The sequence below is a fragment of the Chlorobium sp. genome, assembly GCF_049593655.1.
In the GTDB taxonomy this organism is placed as follows: Bacteria; Bacteroidota; Chlorobiia; order Chlorobiales; family Chlorobiaceae; genus Chlorobium.
Genome location: NZ_JBAWHG010000012.1, coordinates 1 through 23,336, shown reverse-complemented (window position 1 = coordinate 23,336; position 23,336 = coordinate 1). Strand labels below are relative to the sequence as shown.

Genomic DNA, 23,336 nt, shown 5'->3' with positions numbered 1-23,336 from the left:
TATCCGTACAATTCGTGCGCGTATTCAGGGCGGGAATCTGGTCGTTTACCGGACGGCATGACACCTGTGATTTTTTGTGAAGGCGGCTTTACTCTGTCGATAAGTTGTTTCCGGGTTTCTTTTTAAGAGATTCTTTCGTGTTTGCCGGGAAGTCGTTTTGCCTTGATGTTCATGTTTTTTTTAAAGCCGGCATGTTTCTTGTATATCGATATGTATCTCAGGATATAACGAAATCGCTTTCAGCCTGAGTTGATTCATGAAACCAAAACAACTTGTAGCTATGAAAAAAATAGCCATTTACGGAAAAGGCGGGATTGGAAAGTCGACTACCCAGCAGAATACCGCTGCAGCCATGGCGTATTTCCACGACCAGAAAGTATTCATTCATGGCTGTGACCCGAAAGCCGATTCGACACGTATGATTCTTGGCGGCATGAACCAGGCAACCATCATGGACATGCTCAGGGATTCAGGAGCGGAAAAGATATCCGATAAAATGGTCATGGCCGGTTTCCAGGGGATTCGCTGCGTGGAATCGGGTGGTCCTGAGCCGGGTGTCGGTTGTGCGGGGCGCGGTGTCATTACGGCTATCGATTTGATGGAACAGAGCGGAGCGTATACGGAAGACCTCGACTATGTGTTTTACGACGTGCTCGGCGACGTCGTCTGCGGTGGATTCGCAATGCCGATCAGGGACGGCAAGGCTCAGGAGGTCTATATCGTGGCTTCCGGCGAGATGATGGCTGTCTATGCCGCAAACAATATCTGTAAAGGGCTTGTCAAATATGCCAAGCAGAGCGGCGTGCGTCTGGGAGGTATCATCTGCAACAGCCGGAAAGTAGACAAGGAGAGGGAGTTTGTCGAAGAGTTCGCCGCTGCAATCGGCACGCAGATGATTCACTTCGTACCCCGCGACAACATTGTTCAGAAAGCCGAATTCAACAGGAAAACGGTCATCGAATTCGCTCCTGAATCGGATCAGGCGAAAGAGTACGGTGAACTGGCGCGCAAGATCATCGAAAATCAAATGATGGTGATTCCCAAGCCGCTTGCCATGGATGAACTCGAAGAGATGGTCATCAAATACGGACTGGTCGATTAATCAAAAAAAGGAGATACCGCAATGAAAATGGTTAGAGCAATGCTGCGACCTGAAATCGCAGATGCAGTGGCAGACGAACTGGCTGATGCCGGATTTATTTCGATGACCAAAATGAATGTTTTCGGAAGGGGCAAGCAGAAGGGCATCAAGGTTGGTGACATGCATTACGATGAACTGGCGAAAGTCATGGTACTGCTGGTTGTTGACGATGAATCGGTCGAGGACGTTGTGGCTGTCATGAAGTCGAAGGCTTATACGGGGAATTTCGGTGACGGCAAGATTTTCATAACCCCTGTCGAAGGCGCGTATACCGTGCGTACCGGCGAAGCAGGCTTATAAGGAGGGCATGCTATGAAGGAAATATTGGCAATCATTCGCCCAAAACAGGTCAGCAGGACCAAGGATGTCCTCGAAAAGCTCGGATTTCCGGGGTTTACTGCCGGGTGTGTGCTCGGGCGCGGAAAACAGCGGGGTATTGCCGGCGAGATAACCTGCGAATTGCCGGCGGATCTGCACAGTGTTCCCGGCGGTTCGAAATACGTACCGAAAAGGCTGGTTTCACTGGTGGTGCCGGATGAGGATGTTGAGCTTGTCGTCAAGGCGCTCATAAAGGTCAACCAGACAAGGCAGTTCGGAGATGGCAGGATATTCGTCTGCCCGGTCGACAATGTGGTGAGGGTAAGAACGAATGAAGAGGGAGACGCCGCCCTGAAGTAAGCTTAATGCTAATTACAAACTGAGAGGATAATTATATGCCATACCATGAATTCGAATGCAGCAAATGCATTCCAGAGAGGAAAAAGCATGCGGTGACGAAGGGGCCGGGGGAGGACCTGACGCACGCATTGCCTCTCGGCTACCTGAACACGATTCCTGGCTCGATCTCCGAGCGCGGCTGCGCTTACTGTGGCGCGAAGCACGTGATCGGAACCCCGATGAAGGATGTGATCCATATCAGCCATGGTCCGACGGGCTGTACCTACGATACATGGCAGACAAAGCGGTACATCAGCGACAACGACAACTTTCAGCTGAAGAGGACGTTTGCCACTGATGTGAAAGAGAAACATATCGTTTTCGGTGCCGAAAAGGTGCTCAAGCAGAACATCATCGAAGCGTTCAAGGCGTTTCCCGACATCAAGCGCATGACCATCTATCAGACCTGCGCGACGGCTCTTATCGGTGACGATATCGATGCCATCGCCGATGAGGTGATGGAAGAGATGCCGGATGTGGACATTTTCGTCTGCAACTCCCCGGGTTTTGCCGGTCCGAGCCAGTCAGGCGGCCACCACAAGATCAACATCGCCTGGATCAACAAGAAAGTCGGCAATGTCGAACCGAAAATCACCAGCGACTACGTCATCAACTATGTTGGCGAGTACAACATTCAGGGTGATCAGGAGATCATGCTCGATTTTTTCAGGCGGATGGGCATTCAGGTGCTTTCAACCTTTACCGGCAACGGCTCGTACGATGACCTGAGAGCCATGCACCGCGCCCATCTGAACGTGCTTGAGTGCGCGCGTTCGGCCGAGTACATCTGCAACGAGCTTCGCACCAGGTACGGCATTCCGCGTCTCGATATAGACGGATTCGGTTTCGAACCGCTTTCCTCGTCCCTCCTGAAGGTCGGCAGATTTTTCGGTATCGAAGACCGCGCCCAGAAGATCATCGACGAGGAGACCGCGCGCTGGAAACCGGAACTCGACTGGTACAGGGAGCGCCTTCTGGGCAAAAAGGTATGCTTGTGGCCGGGAGGTTCGAAACTGTGGCACTGGGCTCATGTCATTCATGAAGAGATGGGACTGGACGTAGTATCGGTTTACACGAAATTCGGACACCAGGGCGACATGGAAAAAGGCATCGCACGTTGCGAAGAGGGCGCGCTGGCCATCGACGATCCGAACGAACTCGAGGGTCTGGAGGCGATGTACAAGCTGAAGCCGGATATCATTTTTACCGGAAAGCGTCCCGGCGAGGTGGCCAAGAAGATAAGGGTTCCTTACCTCAATGCCCATGCATACCATAACGGTCCTTACAAGGGCTACGAAGGGTGGGTGAGGTTTGCCCGCGACATCTATAATGCCATCTATTCGCCGATCCACCAGCTTTCGTTCCTCGACATCAGCAAGGACGAGATTCCGGATGAAGGCGGTTTCAAGACGCAGCGGATACTCTCCGACAACGGTCTGAGCGAAGAGGTGCGCAAGTCGAACTACATGAGGGAGTACACCGGATCGCTGGATATCATCACTCCTCTCAGAGAGAAGACCTATCCTGAATTCAACAAGAAACCGTGAGGGAAGATGACAATGGCAGATATAAACGAAAAGATCGCGCAGCTCGAGAATTTCATCATGAAGAAGTGCCTCTGGCAGTTTCATTCCCGAGCATGGGACAGAAAGAACCAGAACGAGAACATTCTGAGGATGACGGCTGAACTGCTCTGCGGAGAAACCGTCAATACGGAAGACCCTGCAGACCGGTGTTACTGGGTAGATGCCGTCTACCTTGCCGATTCGTACAGAGAGAGATTCGACTGGCTGGCTTCGATGAGCAAGGACGAGATCAGGGAACTCTTTCTGGCCCTGAGGGAGCGTCTGGATTACGTCCTGGTAGACGGCTCTCTCAACGAAGAACTCACCGATCCCCGCTATTAGGGGGTGACGAATCGCAACAACATGGAAAATATGGATAATTATTTAACCGACTACTTATGAACTGTGAACTTAAAACCAAGGAACGGACCGGCGTTATCAACCCGATCTTCACCTGTCAGCCCGCCGGCGCCCAGTTTGCCAGCATCGGCATCAAGGAGTGCATCGGCATCGTGCACGGCGGTCAGGGTTGCGTCATGTTCGTCAGGCTGCTGATTTCCCAGCACTTCAAGGAAAGCTTCGAAATCGCATCTTCATCCGTGCACGAGGATGGCGCCGTGTTCGGTGCGCTCGACCGTGTGGAGCAGGCCGTCGACGTTCTGCTGATGCGCTATCCCGACGTCAAGGTCATTCCGATCATCACCACCTGCTCGACGGAGGTGATCGGCGACGACGTGGATGGTGTCGTCATCAAGCTGCAGGAGGAGCTGCTCGACACCAAGTATGCCGGCCGCGAGGTACACCTCATCCCGATCCACTGTCCGAGCTTCGTCGGCAGCATGATCAGCGGGTACGATACGGCGGTGAGGGATTTCGTCAGGTACTTCGCCGAGAAAGGCGAACCGAACGGCAGGATCAATCTTATAACCGGCTGGGTCAACCCCGGTGACGTGACAGCCCTGAAGCACCTGCTCTCGGAAATGCAGATCGATGCGACCGTGCTTTTCGAAATCGAGAGTTTCGATTCGCCGCTTATGCCGGACGGCAACCATGTTTCGCATGGGAATACGACCATTGCCGATTTGAAAGATACGGCAAATGCCTATGGAACGATTGCCCTGAACCGGTACGAAGGAACCAAAGCGGCGAAATATCTCGAAAAGGAGTTCGGGATTCCTTCCATCATAGGGCCAACTCCGGTCGGCATCCGCAATACGGACACCTTCCTGAAGAATCTTAGCAGGATGACGGGCAAGCCTGTTCCGGAGTCTCTTGTTCTTGAACGGGGCAGGGCGATCGATGCACTTACGGATCTTACCCATATGTTTCTTGCCGACAAGAAGGTCGCCATTTACGGTAACCCCGATCTGGTCATCGGTCTTGCCGAGTTTTGCCTCGATCTGGAAATGAAGCCGAAGTTGCTTCTTCTCGGCGACGACAACACCGCCTATGCGGAAGACCCCCGTATCAGGGCGCTGCAGGAAAACGTCGATTACGACATGGAAATCGTCATGAATGCCGACCTTTGGGATCTTGAGAACAGGATCATCAACGAAGGGCTCGAACTCGACCTGATACTCGGCCATTCGAAAGGCCGGTTTGTGGCAATCGATCACAACATTCCCATGGTCCGGGTAGGCTTTCCGACCTACGACCGAGCCGGCCTTTACCGTTATCCGGTTGTTGGATATGCCGGTGCGACATGGCTTGCCGAACAGATGGCAAACACGCTTTTCGCCGACATGGAGTACAAGAAAAGCAGAGAATGGATTCTCAATATGTGGTGAACATCGTCATGGTGCCGGATTTTTTCGGGAATCCGGCACCATGACGATACAGGAGAAGATAAACAGAAGCAGCAACAGGACACACAACAACAGTACACCATGAGCAACAGTACCATTCCTCCCTTCGGAGCCATGCGCCGCAAGGAACGGGAGATCACCAGTCGGGATGAGATCGACGCCATTCTCGGCTTATCGACCGTGATGAACCTTGCCTTCAGCGACAACAACGTTCCGTTTCTCGTGCCGGTTTTTTACGCCTATGATGGAGCGGCGCTCTATTTCCATTCATCCAGCAAGGGCACCAAAATGGAGATTCTCAGCCGGAACGACCGGCTCTGTTTCGAGGTCTCGGTGGATCAGGGCGTGATCGAGAACGATATGGCCTGCGATTTCGAGGCGCGCCATCGTACGGTGATCGGTTTCGGCAAGGCAGGCATCATTGAAGACATTTCTGAAAAAGTGAGAGTGCTTGACATGATCGTCGCACGTTTCACCGACAGGAAGTTTTCCTACCCGCAGGGAAGCCTCGATAACACAGCGGTTGTCCGCATCGAAATCGAATCGATCAAGGGCAAGAAACACGGATTCTGATGGGTCCTTTACCATAATGCATCCGCTTTTAGCGGATCCCTGGTGTGAACATGAAAACGGAGTTACCATGCATATAGCAGCGATAGTCGACGGCAATGGCCATGCCATACCTTTTGGTGAGCCGGGAACGGTGATCATCTACACCCTGGCGGGAGATCGATGGAAAGCTGGCGACGCCTTTGCTTTCGAACCCGGAGGCCACCCCGGGCTGGCCTCCCTCAAAGACGCAATCCAGACGCTTGCGGCGAAACTTGGCGACTGCCGTATCATGCTTCTCCGGGATGTCCGGGGTTTTCCCCGTACGATGCTGATCGAGCTTGGATTTACGCTCTGGTCCGTCGCTGGGGATCCTGCGGACCAGCTTGACAACGTCATGCAGCTGACTGCTCAGGCTGCCGAAGCGGCAGCAGCGGCTGTTGCGGCAAACCAGGCATCTGCTTCGGATATGGCGGTACCGGCATTTCTGGGCGGCAGCTGCGCGGGGATCTACACGATCGATATCAGTCAGGTGCAGGGCAGCGGAACAGGTCATAACTCAAAAGATATCCTGCTTCCCTTTTTGCAATCGACCCCTTTCACCAGGCTTGATATTGTCTGCGACCATGTTCCGAAATGGTTCCCGGGTGAACTTGGCGCCATGAAGCTGAATTTCTCTACCACGCCACTTGAAGATGGCCGATGGCTCATATCCGTCCGTTCGGATGCTCGCCGCAATGGGCATCGATCGGGATGTTCATCATGCGGGTAATGTTCCGGAGAATCATCATCCAACAGGCTTTCGAGCATTTTGTCACCATTCTGATTTATGAAGGGAGGAATCCATGCCACTGAAAACAGAAAACCACCCCTGCTTCAACGATGAGTCGCGTCACAGGTTCGGGCGAATCCACCTCCCTGTCGCGCCGAAATGCAATATCCAGTGCAATTACTGCAACAGGAAGTTCGACTGCATGAACGAAAACCGTCCGGGCGTCACAAGCAAACTCCTTACGCCGGCGCAGGCCATACACTATCTGGATCGGGCAATGGCGATGTCTCCGAACATTTCCGTGGTGGGCATTGCCGGACCGGGAGACCCGTTCGCCAATCCATCGGAGACCATGGAAACGCTGCGGCTGGTAAGGGCAAAATATCCCGAAATGCTGCTTTGTATTGCAACCAACGGTCTCGATCTGTTGCCTTATATCGATGAGCTTGCCGAGCTGGAGGTCAGTCACGTCACCATTACCATCAACGCTGTCGATCCGGAAATCGGATCGGAGATCTATACATGGGTACGTCATAAAAAGAAACTCTACAGGGATGTCGATGCCGCTAAACTCCTTATAAAAAGACAGCTTCATGCTCTTGAAAAGCTGAAGGAGGCGGGTGTCACCGCCAAGGTGAACTCCATCATCATTCCCGGCATAAACGATGCCCATATTGTCGAGGTATCACGAACAGTTGCCGGCCTTGGCGCGGATATTCTCAACTGTATGCCCTACTACAGTAATCCCGGAACCGTGTTCGAAAACATTCCGGAGCCATTACCGGAAGTGGTTCTCGAAATACAGGATGCGACAGCCGAATATCTGCCGCAAATGAAGCATTGCGCCCGTTGCCGGGCCGATGCGGTCGGCATTATCGGAGAAGCCAACAGTGACGGCATGATGCGGGAACTGGCAACCGCAGCACTGATGCCGGAAAATCAGGAAGGGCCCCGACCCTGTATAGCCGTCAGCAGTCTGGATGGCGTACGGATCGGTCAGCATCTGGGAGAAGCGGACCGCTTTCTCGTTTATGCCATGGCTCCCGAGGGCGACAGGTGTGTTCTTCTGGATTCAAGAGTCGCACCTCTTCCAGGCGGTGGCCGGAAAAGGTGGGAGATACTGTCGGGTATTCTGAAAGACTGCAGGGCGCTTCTGGTAAGCGCCGCAGGTGATTCGCCGATCAGCGTGCTCAGGGAGAAGGGCATAGAGGTCATGCTTATGGACGGCATTATCGAGGATGCCGTTTTCGGACTTTTTACGGGAAAGGATTTGACCGCTTTTATGAAAAGCAATCCGATACACGCCTGCGGAACCAGCTGCGGCGGAACCGGCGGCGGCTGCGCCTGAAGACGAGGCGCCTGTACTCCCTCGAAGAGGATGTTTTTTTTGTACCACGTTATGTTTTTTATTACATAACGATTGACTGTGCGGCGCAGCCCGCCGTCAATGGCGATCGCATCGCTTCAACGCGGATATTCCGTCGTTACAGCGATGCGATGTTCCTGTTATGGAACCTCCGATTCACTGTCGTCAAAAAACAGGGCGCAATGCGGAGCGTATGGGAGGCGATGGACATCGGCACTGCTGCGGATCGGGCGGCCGGGATATCGTTATGTATCCGTATTTATCATGACATGGTGTGATCAAGGTGTCTATGTATTCGGAACTGTTTGGTGATGCCCGGGTCGGAATGCCTCAGCAACGTATCTCCCTGACAAATGCAACCAGTTCCTGCCGGTCCGGCGGAACAGGCCCGGTTTCGGGAAGGGGCGGTCATTTCGTGCTCAGTTACGGGACCCTTGACGTCATTCCTGGGAAACATGGCTTTTGCTGGGGGGCAACGCCTCGAAGCTCTGCCGGGTGAATTGTTAATTGTATCACGCGAAAAGAAAATGAACCATGAGCGCAAAAAAACGGCTACACTTCTGCGCAACCAAGGCGTGTGAAAAATCCCTGCAGAACGACTGCTCGATCTGTCGTGCGAACATATTGTCCTCCCTGTTCCGCATAAGCAAGGTGGTTGTCGAATCCTCGAGTCTTTCGGATACGCTTGCGGTGCTGCTGAAGATCATGAAAGAGGATATGGGGGTTATCAGGGGCATGGTCAACCTGCTGAACAGCAGAACCGGGAAAATCTTCATCCATGACAGCATAGGGCTCTCCAGGGAAGAGGAAACCCGTGGAGTCTATTCCATCGGCGAAGGGATTACGGGAAAAGTGGTAGAAACGGGCAGGAAAATAATCGTGCCCGTAATCGGCAAGGAGCCGAATTTTCTGAACCGGACGAAAAGCCTTCTCTCTCAGGAAGACAGGGAGCTTTCTTTTGTCTGCATACCTATTTTGCGGGGCAAGAAGGTATTGGGGGCCATAAGCGTCGAACGGGTCTGCGAAGATCACGAGCTGCTTGCCTTCGACGTTGAACTGCTCGGTATCGTTGCCGCCATGATTGCCCAGGCGGTTGAGCTCTATCTGCTCGAGAATGAGGACAAACACTTTTTGCGCATGGAAAACGAGCGCCTTCAGAATGCGCTCAAAGAGAGATTTCACCCTTCGAATATCATAGGTAATTCGAAGCCTATGCTTGAGGTTTATTCCCTGATCAATAAAATCGTCAGAACAAGGTCCACGGTACTGATTCTTGGAGAAAGCGGCGTCGGCAAGGAGCTTGTCGCCAGTGCGATACATTACAACAGCGTGGATGCCGATAAGGCCTTCGTTACCTTCAATTGTGCCGCACTGCCTGAAAGCGTCATAGAGAGTGAGCTGTTCGGTCATGAGAAAGGCGCTTATACCGGTGCGGAAAGGGCCAGAAAGGGCCGGTTCGAGGAGGCCGACGGAGGGACTGTCTTTCTCGATGAAATCGGAGAGTTGTCGCTGCCTGTCCAGGCAAAACTCCTTCGGGTGCTGCAGGAAAGGACGATCGAGCGTGTAGGCGGGAATCAGACCATAAAAGTCAATATAAGAATCATAACCGCAACGAATCGCGATCTGCAGCAGATGGTCAAAGAGGGGCGTTTTCGGGAAGATCTGTACTACAGGCTTAACGTGTTTCCTATCGTCATCCCTCCCCTGCGCGAAAGAAACAGTGACATCATTGCCCTTGCGGAATTTTTCGTTTCCCGTTTTTCGAAGAAATTCAGCAAGTCGATAAACGGCATATCGATTCCTGTGCAGGAGATGCTGCTTTCGTATCCCTGGCCGGGAAATGTCAGGGAGCTTGAAAATGTTATCGAGAGAGCGCTCATTATCGCCGAAGGTGATGTCATTCATGGTTATGACCTTCCGCTATCCCTTCAGAAAACAGCCGTATCGGGCAGCAGCACACAGCAGGGGCTTGGAGCAAAAGTCAATTCCGTAGAGTACGAGATGATCATCGAGGCCTTGTGCGATCATAAGGGCAATATTTCAGCTGCAGCAGAAACTCTTGGGCTCACCAGAAGAACCTTGAGTCTGAAGATGCAGAAGCTCGGTATCAATTATAAAAAATACCGGTGAGGGCCATAATAAGCATGTCTTGGCATGCAGCAGCCTTATGGGAGCCTCCTGAGGGCTATGGAATAAACCATGATGATGGATCGAAGATTTCTCATGCGGTATGTTTTTAACAGGTATTACACCCAGTGTATTGCGGCAAGGACAAGCACCGCAAGAAAAATCGTTTCGGCAACGATAATCGAAACTGGCTGCCAGCCTGCCTCGAAAAGCGATTTCAGGGATGTTTTCATGCCAAGAGCACCGATGGCCGCAACAAGGCACCAGCGAGAGATATCTCCGACAACGGTTCGGAGCTGTTCGGATACGATTCCTGTGCTGTTGATGCCCACCAGCAGGACGAAAAAGATGATGAACGGCGGCAAGAGAAAACTCTTTGTATCACTCCCTTCCATTGCTCTTCTGCTATGGAAAATCAGTGAAAGGGAAAAGACCGCGGGTACGAGCATGGAAACCCTGAGCAGCTTGATAACCGTAGCGGTATCGCCGGTCTTGTCCGACATGGAATATCCAGCCCCGACAACCTGGGCCACATCATGAATGGTGCCACCGAGGAAAACTCCGGCAGCCTGCGGATCCAGTCCGAGTTGAACGGCAATGATCGGGTACAGGATCATCGCCAGGGTGCTCAGGGCGGTGACACTGATGACCGTGACTATGGTGTTGCGTTCGCTGTATTCGTCTTTGGGAAGTATGGCCGCAACGGCAAGCGCAGCCGAGGCTCCGCAGATCGCGACACTGCCTCCTGTCAGGATGCCGAACCGCTTGCCGCGACCCATTGATTTTGACAGAAAAAGACCGAACAGTATGGTCAGCAGAACCGAACATATGACGATGGATACCGCCTTTATGCCAAGCGACTGAATCTGATTGACCGTAATGCGCATTCCGAGAAGCGCCACGCCGATGCGGAGCATGGTTCTGGATGCGAACTGGATGCCGGGAAACGCCTTTCCCTCATCCTCGGAAAGGAAGCGGAACGCCATGCCGATCAGGAGCGCGAACAGCATCGTCGGAGCACCGTAATGGTCGGAAAGGAATGTTGCTGCGGCCGCTACGGTAACGGATGCCAGAACCCCCGGAAACAAGCTGTCAATCTTGTGTTTCGCTGTTTTTGCCCGGCACCGGAATCCGCGTCGTTCAGCTTCACGGATCAGTTCCCCGGTTGGCAATTCCTTTTCTACACGATTGGACGCGTTGTCAGTCGGCATGTTTTCTTTGTTTGTGTTGGTATTCATCACTCTCCTTGTTGATGTCTTTTACGGGCGCCATGGGAAACGCATTGCATGAATTGTCTCTGCCCGGGCTGGATCCGATACGCTCATACCATGTTTTCAGGGGGCCCCTGTAGAGGTGTTGTATTACTGCAGGTCGCGGTTCAAGATTGCCGAAAAACCAGTTGCCATGCCAATGGTAAAAAGTGATCCGGCATAACAGCAGGTTATCGGAAGCGCTTACTGTTGCATGAACTGCTTCAGTATTGAGCGGGGAGCAGGTCGCTGTAATGATCGGAGGCAAATCGCATGAACACTTCAGGCAGCCCTCCGACCTGGCCCTCGGGAGTGATGAAGAAGAACCTCCGTCGGATCGAGAATTTTTTGATCCTGACCATTTTCAGCAATCCGTTTGCAACCTCATGCATGACGGCATGTCGAGAAATGAAGGCCATGCACTGCGAATGCACCAGATAGGATTTTATCGCTTCCGAACTTCCGAGATACATTTCTACGGCAAGATCGGAAATCCGTATGTTCGAGTTCTTGAGGGCGTGAGTGACGACCTCAAGCGTTCCGGATCCCGGTTCCCTTAACAGCAGGGGAATGGTGAGGAGATCTTCGACCCTGATTTCCTCTTTTTTTGCGAAGGGATTTTTCGCGCCGCTTACCAGTATGATGTCATCATCGGCAAGCGGGGTATACATCATATCCTTTCGCTTCGTATCTCCTTCGATGATACCCAGTCCAATTTCCTTGCGGATCAGCGCCTGTTCTACCTGCTCGGTATTGGCGGTAAGCATCTGCAGGTTCACGTCATGGTATACGCGGTGGAATTTCGCAAGCAGCGGAGGCAGGGCGTATTGGGCAACTGTCGTGCTTGCTCCCAGTTTCAGCAGGCCCTGATGGGAATCATGGAGCCGGTGCATCTCATACTCGAGTTGCCGGGTTATCTCCCGTAGCAATCCGGTATGCTTCAGTATCAGAAGGCCGCCTTCGGTCAGGGCTACCCTGTTCCCCTTGCGTTCGAAGAGTTGCAGTCCGAAATGTTTTTCAAGCTCCTTGACATGCTTCGTGACGGCGGGCTGGGTGATGCAGAGCTCCTCTGCGGCTTTGGTGAAATTCAACCGCCGTGCCACGGTATCAAATACTTTCAGACGATAGTCAAACATGGTATTTCAGGTTTATTGCGTATAAGTCGCACTGTTTTTCGGCCTTCTTTCGGTTTCTCCTTATTGATTCAGCTTATGGCGCGGTTTTGATGTCGATATAAAGGCTTCCCTTTGCGAAACGTTATATCTTTTATTATATAACGAACAAATAAATGGTATGGAAAGAACAATGAATGGTGAACCAGTCCACCATCCGGTTTCCATAGTAGGGACCGGGCCTGGCGATCCGGACCTGTTGACCGTCAGGGCGGCACGGATCATAGGGAATGCCGAGGTTATTCTCTACGATTGTCCTACCGTCGAACCGGCTCTTTGCATCGCATCGCCCTCGGCCACTGTACGGTTTATCGAACGGGTAAGGCATGATGGGCCTTCCGGTCAGGCAGGGAGTTCGCGCATGCTCCGGCTTATGCGTGAATTCTTTTACGAAGGGCTCCGGGTGGTTCGTCTCAGAGCCGGCGATCCTTTACTGTTTGGCTCTCCGGAGGATGAGTGCCTTGCTCTCGGCAGCATGCACATTCCGTTCGAGGTCGTACCGGGATTAAGTGCCGGAGCCGCGGCGGCGGCAGGCTATGCAATGCCGGTCAGTGAAAAATATCAGAGCGATTCGGTGACCAGCCTCATCGCCAACGAGATAACCGATGATTTTGCGCTGGTGCGTGATGCGGCGAAGTTGATCAGGCACGGATCAACCATTGTGCTCTACATGGCGACACGGAATCTTTCCGGTATTTTCAGGGTGTTTGCCGAAGAGGGGGTGCCTTCCTGTGTGCCGGTCGTTGCGGTTGCACGATCGGGGTGGCCCGATGAGGCGTGCGGGCTTGCGACAATGGGAGATATCGCGGGGTTGCTGGCCTCCGGAAAGCTCAGGGAGCCGGTCGTTTATTTCATCGGCAGGCATCTCGGGGTGAGAAACAGCCCTGAGGGCGTGTTGCCCCCGGGCGTACTTGTTTCGAACGGTTTCATCCGGTAAGTTTTTTTTGCCTATCGTTATGTTTTTAATGTTATAGCGATGTGGCGATTCATAGATGAAAAAACTGTTTTCCGCTTTTGGTTTTGCGCTTTCCTGCCGGATAGATCCGGCAGTGGAAGCGTTGGAGCAAGAGGCATGAGCGGGATCAAAGGTCTTCTCGGCTGGCAGGGAGATGGTCGAGAAGATCTGAAAGGATACGTTGCTTTTTTTATTAATCGTTATGTAAATAAATCTATAATGCCTGACCGCGATATGAAGAAACAATCCCTTCAATTACTTATGCTTGCAGGATGTCTGCAATTCCTGCTGAACCCTGAAGCTGCCGGGGCGGCAGAGTCCGCGAAATACTATGAGACAGGAGAGGTCGTGGTGACGGCTACGCTCAACCGAACGCCGGTTTCACAGATTCCGGCGGCAGTTGAAGTAATCGGCAGGGAAGAGATTGTCGAAAGCGGGGCGAAAACCGTCGCCGACCTGCTGACCGAGGTGCAGAGCGTCAGTCTCGAACCTGCAAGCGGGCGTCAGAGTGTTGCGCGGCTCAGGGGGCTCGACGGCAGGCATGTGCTGGTACTCATTGACGGCATGCGGCTGACCTCCGGTTTTCAGGATTATGTCGATCTCTCCGAAATCCCGGCCGGTATGATCGACCGGATAGAAGTGGTTCGCGGCTCAGGATCGGCCCTGTACGGCAGCGATGCGGTAGCCGGCGTCGTCAATATCATTACCAGAAAACCTTCGGACACGTTTCATGCGGGTCTGACATTGCGCGGGGGCGAAAGCCGTCACGGTGATGCGGCTACTGTCCTGACGGAGGGTTGGCTGAGCGGCAGAACGGGGAAATTCGGTTATGTGGTTTCAGGGGGATACAGCAACAAGGACAGGTATGACCGCGACGAATCCGACCTGATGACCGACGGCGACGACCGGATTCTTGGCTCGGCGCAGACTTCACTGACCTATGATCTGTCGCCATCGGCAACGCTTTCTTTCGGGTTCAATTATGCCGATACGGAACTTGAAGGGTATCGTACCCAGACAAGCGGCGATTTTGAACGCACCGTCGATGCCGAAAGGATTTCAGCCTATGCCGGTGTCGAACTGGCCACGGGAGCGGAGTCTTCGCTGCATGTCCGGGCGTGGCAGTCTTCGTATGACTGGACCTCGGATATGACCGCTGTGGTCGGGGGCGCCACGACCACCACGACGCTCGAACAGACGAGCCGGCAGGCGGAGGCCCGCTGGACAGGGCCGATCGCAGGAAACCATCGCATCACCACCGGGGTGGAATACCGTAACGAAGATCGTACCGACGGTGAACTCGACCATGATTCCGACAATTTCGGGGCCTTCCTCCAGGATGAAATGCTGTTCGGCGACAGGGCCGGCCTCGTGATCGGGGCACGGTACGACACCCATTCGGATTTCGGATCGGCCGCGAGCCCGAAGGCCGCGCTCTGGTATCGCGTCAGCGATCTTCTCCGCCTTCGGGCATCCTACGGCGAAGGATTCCGCGCCCCGTCCCTCTATGAGCTTTATACCGGGTCTACCTATACGAAAAAGAAGATCGTCTACGCCAATGCCGATCTCGATGCCGAACGCTCCCGTTCCTATGAAGTGGGCGCCGATCTTTCGTGGAAAGACTTTTCTTTCGGGCTGACGGCTTTCCGCAACGATATGCGGGACATGATCCATGAAGTGTTTGTCGGCTATGTCAGAGAGGGAAAGAACAGCATTCCCTCGTATGAACTGCGGAATATTTCCGAAGCCATGACCAGAGGTATCGAACTGACGGCAGCTCTCCGGCTTCCTTACGGATTTACGGTTTCCGACGAATTGAGTTTCATCGATACCGAAGACGGCAGCAACGGAGAGAACCTGCTCTACGTGCCGGGAGTGACCAATACCCTCAAGCTTGCCTACAGCGACAGTCAGGGAGGACTCAGGGGAAACATCCGGGTTGTGAGCGCCGGCAGGCAGTGGGTCGAAGGGTACGAGCGTGCCGACGGCTATACACTGGTGCACGCTTACCTGTCCAGGCAGGTCAGCGATGTTGCGAACCTGTTCATCGGTGTTGACAACATCTTCGACGTGGAACCTGACGTTTATGGCAATATCGGCGGTTCAGGTGCTACAGGCACCTGCTTCTATGGAGGTGTCGCCTTCAATATTTAATCAGTCTGTGCCGGATGAAGTCGATGGTGCGAACCATCGACTTCATCCGGCATAGAAAAAAAGAAACTTCACTGTTCGGGTGCGCTCTGTCCCGTGATGCTGAATGCAGACGAGGTGGCTTTGGGCAATCCCCGTCGGAAGGGAACTCGTGAACAGGCCTGCTCGACTGGCGGTTGTTATGTTCTCTTCACCGGCAACAGTACCCGGATCGTGTCCGAAGAAAACGGACAGCCTGTTGCCGAAGACGGCCGGTTCTTGGTATTTTCCGCGAGCGTTATTGGCGGTCTCCGCCACGTGAAGCGGATGGCTCGTGTCGAGGCGGGTATGATCGAAGCGCCAGATAAACAGCGGTGTTGTACAACCGGATAAATCAAAACAGTATTATTGACATGAAAAAAATCATCGGCGTTATCGTCGCCCTCTTCCTTGTTTACGGTATGCCGTCCTCAGGCCATGCTTCGCCGGTAACAACCGGAGGAGAAGCGCTTTTCAGGAGCAACTGCAGCGTTTGCCATTCGATGCAGCCTCCGCCGAAAACGGCGCCTCCTGTGCTGGGTATCGCCTCGCACTACCGGAAAGCTTTTTCCGGCAGGGATGAGGCTGTGGCGCATATGGTGAAGTTCATGCAGCAGCCGAAAGAGGACGCATCGATACTCGGCAGTCAGGCTGTCGCCCGGTTCGGGCTGATGCCCGCCATGTCGATGGGCACCGAAGAGCTTCGTCGGGTAGCCGGATGGATGTGGGACCAGTACGATCCAGCCTTTACGTGCAAATGAACGGGAACCTGGCGGCTGCGAAGTATTATTCCGGTCTGTGGAGTTTGACGATGACTGGGTTGAAGGCTTTGGAGGCCACCAGCACCTCGTCTCCCGGTTTCATGGTCGCCACGTCCTTTTCGCTCAGCACCACTTCCACCAGTTCATTGCCGGTGCCGATAACGGCAAGATAGATGCAGTCCACCTTGCGGATCGAGAGGATCGTGCTGACGAAGGAGAACTTGTTCGAGGTGATCCGGTCGAGAAATACATCGTGGGGCGTACCTGTTTTCGTTATGCGACCATGCCTGATGACGGCTACGCTGTCCGACAGTTTGAATACCTCCTGCTTGTCGTGCGAAACCAGCATGGTTGAGAGTCCGAAGTGCTGGTGAACCTTGATGATCTCGTCCTGCAGAACGCCTCTGGTCTTCTGGTCGAGCGCCGAAAGCGGCTCGTCAAGCAGCAGGATTTTCGGTCGGCGCAGAATGGCCCGCGCAAGAGCCACCCGCTGCTGTTGTCCGCCTGAAAGTGTTTCCGGATATCGTTTCCGGAGCGCGAGAAGCCCGGCAAGTTCGAGCATTTCGTCAACTTTTACCGGATCTTTTTTCTCCTGAGCGAACAGCAGGTTATCCTGAACCGTCATGGTGGGGAAGAGCGCATAGTTCTGAAATACCAGACCGACTTTCCGTTTCTGCGGCGCCAGACATACTCCTTTGTGGCTGTCGAACCAGATTTCGCCGTTTACCTCGATACGGCCGCTGTCGGGTTTCGTAAGGCCGGCGAGCATGCGCAGCAGCGTGGTTTTGCCGCTGCCGGATTTTCCGTAGAGTGTCAGGAGCGAATGCGGTTGCATTTCCAGGTCCACCGCAAGCGTGAACGGCCCATCAGCACCCGAAAGGGTTTTCTCGACGGTAATGCTGATCATTCGTGGATGCGGTTTTCCGGAATATTGTCGCGGGTTACCAGAGATATCTGGCTCGCCTGAAGCAGTACGGTTACGGAGTCGCCGATGTCGAGTTTCATGCGCTGCAGACTCCGGAGTGTGACGATGGCCGTGCACTCTCCTGCAGCGGAATCGAGTGAGATATCGGCAAGGACGTCTCCTGATCGAATGGCGGTAACTGTAGCGGGAAACCGGTTGCTGAGGCTGATTTCTCCGCTGAGATTTCTTGCGAGAGCCGTTCCGGTTTCCTTGAAAAGCACATTTACCGGGGAACCTATGGCAAAGGCCGGTTTGAGATCGAAAAGCAGCATGGAGAGCTGTAAGCCGGATGCATCGAGTTCAACCAGAAAAAGTGAGCCGGATTCATCGTTTTCAATGCCGGTAATGAGAGCCGAGAAACTGTTCATGGTTCAATCGAGCCTTCTGAAAGACGATGCCTTGATGGCCGCAAAGATGGTTGACCCTTCGGTGATGTCGAGCTCCTCTGCAGCGGAACGCACGATCTCTGCAATGAGTTTTTTGCCGCAGGAGGAGAGCACGACGCCGAGCCTCCCATCTGAGCGAAACAGTTCCGTGACCGTGCATGCAAGCAGATTGCGTGCGCTGATGGCTTTCGGGTGCTGCTTGAAGAGGATGATATCGCGTGACGAGAGTTCGAAGAGCGATGTTTTCCCTTCCTGTCCGTCGGAAACGAGCAGGCGACCGGAGCCCCATGGATAGGAATAGAGGCCGTTTTCCACAGACGGCTCCTCCAGATGGAGCAGGTTGAGATACCCGGTCTGGCTTGTAGCCATCCGGTTCCGGGCCAGCTGGTCAGGGCTGGTCTCTTCGATGATTTTTCCCTCTTTCATGACGAGAATCCGGTCGGTCATCAGCTGCATTTCAAGTACGGAATGCGAAATGAAGAGGTAGGGTATGCCGAACTCCGCGCTCACGCTTTTCAGATAGGGAATGATCTGGAATCGCAGGGTGTCGTCGAGTGCCGAGAGCGGTTCGTCCATCAGGAGCAGACGCGGGTTGGAGAGTACGGACCGGCCCAGCGCCACGCGCTGTTTTTCACCGCCGGAAAGGCGGTTTACACCCCGATTCAGCAGCGGTTCGAGCTGCAGGACATCGATGATCGCTTGCGGGTCGATGCGACGGTTTGCCTTGCTGCACCGTTTATAGCCGTACAGGAGGTTTGCCTTCACTCCGAGATGCGGAAAGAGCATGGCCTGCTGGAATACGATGGCTATGCGGCGCTGTTCCGGGGGAAGTGATATCTTTTTTTCGCTGCTGAACAGGGTGAGCCCGTCAATTGCGATTTCCCCCCTGTCCGGCTGCAGGAGGCCGGAAATCAGGTGTACCAGCGTGGATTTGCCGCAACCGGACTGGCCGAAAATGCCGGTGCGCTGGCCTTCAACTGCAGCTGCCGCCTGCAGTGTAAAGTGCCCCTGGGTTTTTGCGACATCGATCTGCAGCCTCACGCAGCCTCCTGCTTTTCGATGTTGCGGCTGAGCACTTCATGTACAAAGAGCACCAGTACCGAAATAACTACGGCAACCAGGCAGAGCGAGAGCGCCATCATGGTGCTCGACGGTGAGCTTGCATAGTCGTAGATGGCCAGAGGAATGGTCTGCGTGATGCCGGGAATATTGCCGGCAACGATGATTGTTGCACCGAATTCGCCGAGGCTTCGGGCGAACATCAGTGAAGATCCGGCAAGAATACCCCGTATCGAGAGCGGCAGCACAACCGTTATGAGCGTATCGAACCAGCGGGCGCCGAGGCTGCGTGATGTCTCGATGAGCTGGCGGTCGATCGATTCCATGCCGAGCCTGACGGAACGCACGAGCAGGGGAAACCCCACGGTTGCCGAGGCGATCACGGCGGCTTTCCAGGTAAAGATAAAATGGATGCCCCATGCATCGAGAAACCTGCCAGCCCAACCGTTCTTGCCGAGCAGCAGCAGCAGGAAATAGCCGATAACTACCGGAGGGAGGGTGAGCGGAAGATTAACGAGCACTTCCAGCAGCACCTTCCCCCGGAACGAGCGGAACACCATCAGCCATGCCGTTGCAAATCCCAGCGGCAACGCCAACAGGGTTGCCGTGAGGGCCACTTTCAGGGAAAGCAGGATGGCCTGGATATCTTCAGCAGTCAATGACAGCATACCGTTACAATCCGCTCATTTTTTTCCGGACTCTCATTTCAGTACAAACCCGTACTTTTTCAGCACCGATTTGGCTTCGCTGCCCTGCAGGTAGGCATGGAAGCTCTGTGCCTCCCTGTTTGTCGCGGCTTTTACGGTCAGGGCCATCGGGTAAACCACTCTGGGATAGAGTTTCTGCGGTACGGTAAAGAGCAGTTTAGCCTTTTTGCCCTGCAAGGCATCGGTACGGTAGACGAATGAACCGTCAACCTCGCCGAGTTCGGCGTACATCAGACACTCCCGTACATCCTTTGCCATGACCAGCTTGCCCTGAACCTGCTGTTCCAGGCCGGCATTCCTGATGGCCGTTGTGGCATATTCTCCGGCAGGTACGCTTTTCGGGCTGCCGATGGCAATCTTGTCAAGTTTGACAAGGTCGCGCATCGATGTGACTTTTTTGCCGGTCGATCCGGCAAAGACCAGGGTGTTGTAGGCGAAGGTTTTCTGGCTTTTCCTGTCGACAAGGTTTTTCCCTTTCAGGTAATCCATCCACTCGCTGTTTGCGGCTATGAAGAGATCGGCAGGAGCACCGTTTTCTATCTGGCCGGCCAGGGCGCCCGAAGCACCGAAATTTTTCACGAAGGTGATGCCGGGATGAGTTTTTTCATAGTTCCCGGTCAGCTCGTTGATCACCTCTTTCATACTGGCGGCTACCGAAAGGTTCAGTTCACCCGCCATTGCGGGAGCTGAAGTGAGCAGGAACAGGAGCAGGAGGATTGCGGAACGTCTTATGGATTGTAGCATGGCAGTAAGGTTTTTGTTTTTCAGGGTTGTATGACGACACTGATGTCTGCAGGTTTTCCGAAATAGACCGCCGAGAGCACGAGAATATCCACGCCGGTACCCGCGTAAGCCGCGGCGTTTTCGGCATTGATGCCGCCCGCGGCCGAAAGCTTCACGCCGGGGAACTTCCGGTGTATTTCGTCGGCCAGTATGGCGAGCTCCCCGACCGCCATCTTGTCCACCTGGACCACGTCGGCTCCCGCAGCGGCTATTATCAGCGCCTCATCGGCGGTATCGGCCTCGACGATGACCTTGTTTTCCGGTGCACGCGCTTTCAGGGGAGCAAGCTGATCGAGAAAACGCTCCACTCCTCCGAGGAAAGCAGTATGCTGACGGAACACGAGGATGGTTTCCGAAAGGCCAAGCCTGTGGGGCAGCGCACCTCCGGCCATGATGGCCTTGATGGCAACCTTTTTCGTTCCCGGAAATGATTTCCGGGTGGTGACGATCGAAATTCCGGGATTGGCCGAGCGTGCGGTTCGAACCACTTTGGCAGTTCTCGTGGCGATGCCCGAAGCGTATTCCAGCAGGTTCATGGCGACCTTCCACCCCGCATGCAGGCTTGCCGCGCTTCCGGACGCTGCCAGAAAAGCTGCTCCGGCCTCCACCTCCGTGCCACTCGGCAGGCGGGAGATTACCGTGGCTCCGCACTTCTCCAGTACCCGGCCGGCCTCTTCGGTGCACGAAATTACGGTATGGTGCCGGCTCGTGAATGTAATGGTTCCCTGTTGCTCGCCGATGCCGAGCAGTGATGTGGTGAGGTCGCCGTACGGTACGTCCTCCTCGAGAAATCGCTCGATATCCGAATCCGGCAGCTGGTGCAGTAGCATGGTTTTCTGTATTCGTTATAGCATCGACTCTATTCCGATCAGCAAAAAAAGAGAGGGTTTTCTTGTCGGAAGGCGAAAGATTACGCTTTTTACTTCTGACGCCATACGGGATGTTCTCTGATTCCGCTATCGGTTTGCTTTTTGTCTCTGGTTGACTTAATTCTGCTGTTGGCGGGTATAATATAGTGTTTTTTTAGTTGAATCAACCATTACGCCTAATAAATTAAGATTTATTGACTTGTGATGTCGGCTGTTTCTTACATTTTCGTTGAAATGATGTTGATCTCGTTATCTGCGGGGGAGTCTGATGACGGTCTTTCCCGTTATGCATAAGAGAATATAACGAAAAGGCATTGAATGCGGAAACGCCCGCCAGCCCGACCTGTCAAGTTCCTCCCGGCTCGCTCTGGCCTGTTGTCTTTTGCCGGATGGCATCCTGCCTGCCTTATTTAACTGTTCCGTAACCTGCCTGTAACAATTCCTCAACACGCCAGTGTCTATCTTGCAAGGCATGCATGATTATGCAGTGACAGGTTCTCCGTCGGCATGGCGTATACAGACGGATGCGAGTATGACCGGTCGCTTCGGAACATTTTTCCGGGAAGTGCGCCCTTTTCGTTTTCAACAACCATTTTTTAATGTCCGCAACCATGGCTGAACGGCCTGTTCACGAACACATCAGGGAGCTGTCTGATTCACTGGTGGCGTTATCCGGAACCGTACTCCGGAATTTTCTGCTTGCCATCGATGTGCTGCAGTCGCTCGACACGGACAGGGCGCGAGAGGTGAAGGATGCCGATCGACAGATCGACGATGCCGAAATTCTTCTTGAATCGCAGTGCCTCTCGTTTCTTGCCTTGCAGCAACCGGTGGCCAAAGACCTCAGAACCATTGTGGCCATCATGAAAATCAACGACTATCTCGAACGCATCGGCGATCTGTCGGTCCATGTCGTTGAGCGTCTTCCGGAAATCGGTTCCGGATTGCAGCGAGCATACGATTTCGGATCCATGGGCATGAAGGTCGGCGAGATGCTGAAAAAGGCTGTCGATGCATTTGCATTCAGGGACGACGGGCTGGCCAGGCAGATCGATATGTTTGAAGCAGAGATCGACCTCATGCACCGGGTGATTTTCAAAAAAGCAATGGCATCGATGAAGGAGCCCGCTGCGGATATCGATCAGCTTATCGCCGTTCTGAGCTTATCCCGTTATCTGGAGCGCATAGCCGATCACGCCGTAAAAATAGCCCGCGAGGTTGTTTATCTGGTAACGGGAGAGAGTGCGCGTCAGAAGGACAACTCCTATGAAAAGCTGATCGATTCGCTCAGGAATTAAACCGCGCCCTTCCGGCCAGGTGTCATCCAAATCATTATTGCCATCTATGGAAAAGAAAAAAAACGTGCTCTTTCTCTGCACCGGCAATTCGGCCCGCAGCCAGATGGCTGAAGGATTGCTCCGCCATATCGCCGGCAACCGCTTCGAGGCGATGAGCGCCGGACTCGAGCCCAAAGACGAGGTGCATCCGCTCGCCGTGGAGGTCATGCGGGAAATCGGCATCGATATCGGCGGTCAGAAACCAAAAGCTGTTGACGCCTATCTCGGCAGGGTGCCCGTGCACTTCCTCGTCGTCGTATGCAACAGGGCCCAGGCGACATGCCCCCGTATCTGGCCCGGCCTGATGGACGGCAACCGGTATTACTGGCCGCTCGACGATCCAGCGGCGGCAACAGGCGGTGTTGACGAACAGCGAGCCCTGTTCCGTCAAGTGCGCGACGAGCTGCAGCAGAAAATCGGCGAGTGGGTGAACGGGCTGAGGGTATAGCACGGCAATAACTCCACGGACATTGCAAAAACAGAAACGGCGCAGACCTTGTTGCAATTGAGGACTGCGCCGTTTTCGGCTGAAGATGCGGGCAGAACCTCTTTTTTAGAGGCTGACGTCATTGTTGGCCAGGAGGCTTGCGGTTTTGATGGCCTCGTCCGGTTTGCCGGTGTACTTCCGGATTCCCACTTTGGTTCCCTTGTACCACGGGATGGTGGTTTTCGGATCGGTATACGACGAGATCAGGTGGTTCATCGATCCCTTTGCATGGTACATGATGCCGAAGATCAGGCCGGGTTTCGTGGAGTCGTTCACGTACACGAGCGCCGTGCTCGATCCCTCCTCGTTGAACACATCCACCATGTCTCCGCTTTTTACTGCCAGTCGGCCTGCATCCTCGGGATGGATTTCCACATAGGGAAGAGGAAGCGTGA

Annotated in this window: 24 protein-coding genes; 15 read left to right on the top strand and 9 right to left on the bottom strand. The window is 53.9% G+C overall.

From position 1 onward, the window contains the following. Positions 1–280 precede the first annotated feature (280 nt). The 10 genes from nifH (at position 281) to WBP50_RS01485 (ending at position 10,045) form a co-directional block, all read left to right on the top strand. Positions 281–1,102: a nitrogenase iron protein gene (gene nifH / locus WBP50_RS01530; protein WP_423931301.1), complete on the top strand. Its 822-nt coding sequence runs from the start codon at positions 281–283 to the stop codon at positions 1,100–1,102. 21 nt (positions 1,103–1,123) lie between these two features. Further along, positions 1,124–1,441, top strand: coding sequence for a P-II family nitrogen regulator (locus WBP50_RS01525; RefSeq protein ID WP_423931300.1), 318 nt, complete (start codon positions 1,124–1,126; stop codon positions 1,439–1,441). 12 nt (positions 1,442–1,453) lie between these two features. Next, positions 1,454–1,819, top strand: coding sequence for a P-II family nitrogen regulator (locus WBP50_RS01520; protein WP_423931299.1), 366 nt, complete (start codon positions 1,454–1,456; stop codon positions 1,817–1,819). 35 nt (positions 1,820–1,854) lie between these two features. Next, positions 1,855–3,405 (top strand): nitrogenase iron-iron protein, alpha chain, encoded by a 1,551-nt coding sequence (gene anfD / locus WBP50_RS01515; protein ID WP_423931298.1) that lies wholly within the window; start codon positions 1,855–1,857, stop codon positions 3,403–3,405. A gap of 12 nt (positions 3,406–3,417) precedes the next feature. Then, positions 3,418–3,765 carry a Fe-only nitrogenase subunit delta gene (gene anfG / locus WBP50_RS01510; RefSeq protein WP_423931297.1) on the top strand — a complete coding sequence of 116 codons (348 nt, stop codon included), beginning with the start codon at positions 3,418–3,420 and terminating at the stop codon, positions 3,763–3,765. A 56-nt stretch (positions 3,766–3,821) separates the two neighbouring features. Beyond that, positions 3,822–5,210, top strand: a complete 1,389-nt coding sequence (anfK, locus tag WBP50_RS01505) for a Fe-only nitrogenase subunit beta (protein ID WP_423931296.1) — start codon at positions 3,822–3,824, stop codon at positions 5,208–5,210. Between the two features lie 99 nt (positions 5,211–5,309). Then, positions 5,310–5,801, top strand: a complete 492-nt coding sequence (locus WBP50_RS01500) for a pyridoxamine 5'-phosphate oxidase family protein (protein ID WP_423931295.1) — start codon at positions 5,310–5,312, stop codon at positions 5,799–5,801. Between the two features lie 67 nt (positions 5,802–5,868). After that, a complete protein-coding gene (anfO, locus tag WBP50_RS01495) occupies positions 5,869–6,549 on the top strand; it encodes a Fe-only nitrogenase accessory protein AnfO (RefSeq protein ID WP_423931294.1) in 681 nt (226 codons plus the stop codon). A gap of 73 nt (positions 6,550–6,622) precedes the next feature. Further along, complete coding sequence (gene nifB, locus WBP50_RS01490; RefSeq protein WP_423931293.1) at positions 6,623–7,897, top strand: nitrogenase cofactor biosynthesis protein NifB; 1,275 nt, start codon at positions 6,623–6,625, stop codon at positions 7,895–7,897. Positions 7,898–8,449: 552 nt separating this feature from the next. Then, positions 8,450–10,045: a sigma-54 interaction domain-containing protein gene (locus WBP50_RS01485; RefSeq protein ID WP_423931292.1), complete on the top strand. Its 1,596-nt coding sequence runs from the start codon at positions 8,450–8,452 to the stop codon at positions 10,043–10,045. Positions 10,046–10,161: 116 nt separating this feature from the next. On the opposite strand, the gene WBP50_RS01480 is transcribed toward WBP50_RS01485, so the two are convergent. Both WBP50_RS01480 and WBP50_RS01475 read right to left on the bottom strand, forming a co-directional pair. Beyond that, a complete protein-coding gene (locus WBP50_RS01480; RefSeq protein WP_423931291.1) occupies positions 10,162–11,280 on the bottom strand; it encodes a YeiH family protein in 1,119 nt (372 codons plus the stop codon). 236 nt (positions 11,281–11,516) lie between these two features. Beyond that, the gene (locus tag WBP50_RS01475; RefSeq protein WP_423931290.1) at positions 11,517–12,428 is read right to left on the bottom strand and encodes a LysR substrate-binding domain-containing protein; all 912 of its coding nucleotides are present in this window, start codon (positions 12,426–12,428) and stop codon (positions 11,517–11,519) included. A gap of 157 nt (positions 12,429–12,585) precedes the next feature. Between WBP50_RS01475 and WBP50_RS01470 the strand changes: the two genes are divergently transcribed. The 3 genes from WBP50_RS01470 (at position 12,586) to WBP50_RS01460 (ending at position 16,349) form a co-directional block, all read left to right on the top strand. Beyond that, positions 12,586–13,401 (top strand): uroporphyrinogen-III C-methyltransferase, encoded by an 816-nt coding sequence (locus WBP50_RS01470; protein ID WP_423931289.1) that lies wholly within the window; start codon positions 12,586–12,588, stop codon positions 13,399–13,401. Between the two features lie 279 nt (positions 13,402–13,680). Continuing rightward, complete coding sequence (locus tag WBP50_RS01465; RefSeq protein WP_423931288.1) at positions 13,681–15,573, top strand: TonB-dependent receptor plug domain-containing protein; 1,893 nt, start codon at positions 13,681–13,683, stop codon at positions 15,571–15,573. 389 nt (positions 15,574–15,962) lie between these two features. Next, positions 15,963–16,349 carry a c-type cytochrome gene (locus tag WBP50_RS01460; protein WP_423931287.1) on the top strand — a complete coding sequence of 129 codons (387 nt, stop codon included), beginning with the start codon at positions 15,963–15,965 and terminating at the stop codon, positions 16,347–16,349. 25 nt (positions 16,350–16,374) lie between these two features. Here WBP50_RS01460 and WBP50_RS01455 read toward each other — a convergent pair whose 3' ends face one another. Genes WBP50_RS01455 through modD form a run of 6 tightly spaced genes read right to left on the bottom strand, consistent with a single transcriptional unit; the run spans position 16,375 to position 21,078 of the window. After that, complete coding sequence (locus WBP50_RS01455) at positions 16,375–17,256, bottom strand: ABC transporter ATP-binding protein (RefSeq protein ID WP_423931286.1); 882 nt, start codon at positions 17,254–17,256, stop codon at positions 16,375–16,377. Next, entirely contained in the window at positions 17,253–17,681 is a 429-nt protein-coding gene (locus WBP50_RS01450) for a TOBE domain-containing protein (protein ID WP_423931285.1), read from the bottom strand. Before WBP50_RS01450 ends, WBP50_RS01455 begins: the two co-directional genes overlap by 4 nt. Positions 17,682–17,684: 3 nt before the next feature. Then, positions 17,685–18,740, bottom strand: a complete 1,056-nt coding sequence (modC, locus tag WBP50_RS01445) for a molybdenum ABC transporter ATP-binding protein (protein ID WP_423931284.1) — start codon at positions 18,738–18,740, stop codon at positions 17,685–17,687. Continuing rightward, on the bottom strand, positions 18,737–19,423 hold the full coding sequence (modB, locus tag WBP50_RS01440; RefSeq protein ID WP_423931341.1) for a molybdate ABC transporter permease subunit: 687 nt from the start codon (positions 19,421–19,423) through the stop codon (positions 18,737–18,739). Before modB ends, modC begins: the two co-directional genes overlap by 4 nt. 36 nt (positions 19,424–19,459) lie before the next feature. Next, positions 19,460–20,209 carry a molybdate ABC transporter substrate-binding protein gene (gene modA / locus WBP50_RS01435; protein ID WP_423931283.1) on the bottom strand — a complete coding sequence of 250 codons (750 nt, stop codon included), beginning with the start codon at positions 20,207–20,209 and terminating at the stop codon, positions 19,460–19,462. Positions 20,210–20,229: 20 nt separating this feature from the next. Then, positions 20,230–21,078 (bottom strand): ModD protein, encoded by an 849-nt coding sequence (gene modD / locus WBP50_RS01430; protein WP_423931282.1) that lies wholly within the window; start codon positions 21,076–21,078, stop codon positions 20,230–20,232. Positions 21,079–21,716: 638 nt separating this feature from the next. On the opposite strand from modD, the gene phoU reads away from it, so the two are divergent. After that, positions 21,717–22,415: a phosphate signaling complex protein PhoU gene (phoU, locus tag WBP50_RS01425; RefSeq protein ID WP_423931281.1), complete on the top strand. Its 699-nt coding sequence runs from the start codon at positions 21,717–21,719 to the stop codon at positions 22,413–22,415. Positions 22,416–22,461: 46 nt separating this feature from the next. After that, on the top strand, positions 22,462–22,902 hold the full coding sequence (locus WBP50_RS01420) for an arsenate reductase ArsC (RefSeq protein ID WP_423931280.1): 441 nt from the start codon (positions 22,462–22,464) through the stop codon (positions 22,900–22,902). Positions 22,903–23,007: 105 nt separating this feature from the next. On the opposite strand, the gene WBP50_RS01415 is transcribed toward WBP50_RS01420, so the two are convergent. Next, the coding region (locus WBP50_RS01415) for a molybdopterin dinucleotide binding domain-containing protein (protein ID WP_423931279.1) at positions 23,008–23,336 on the bottom strand (329 nt) is incomplete at its 5' end.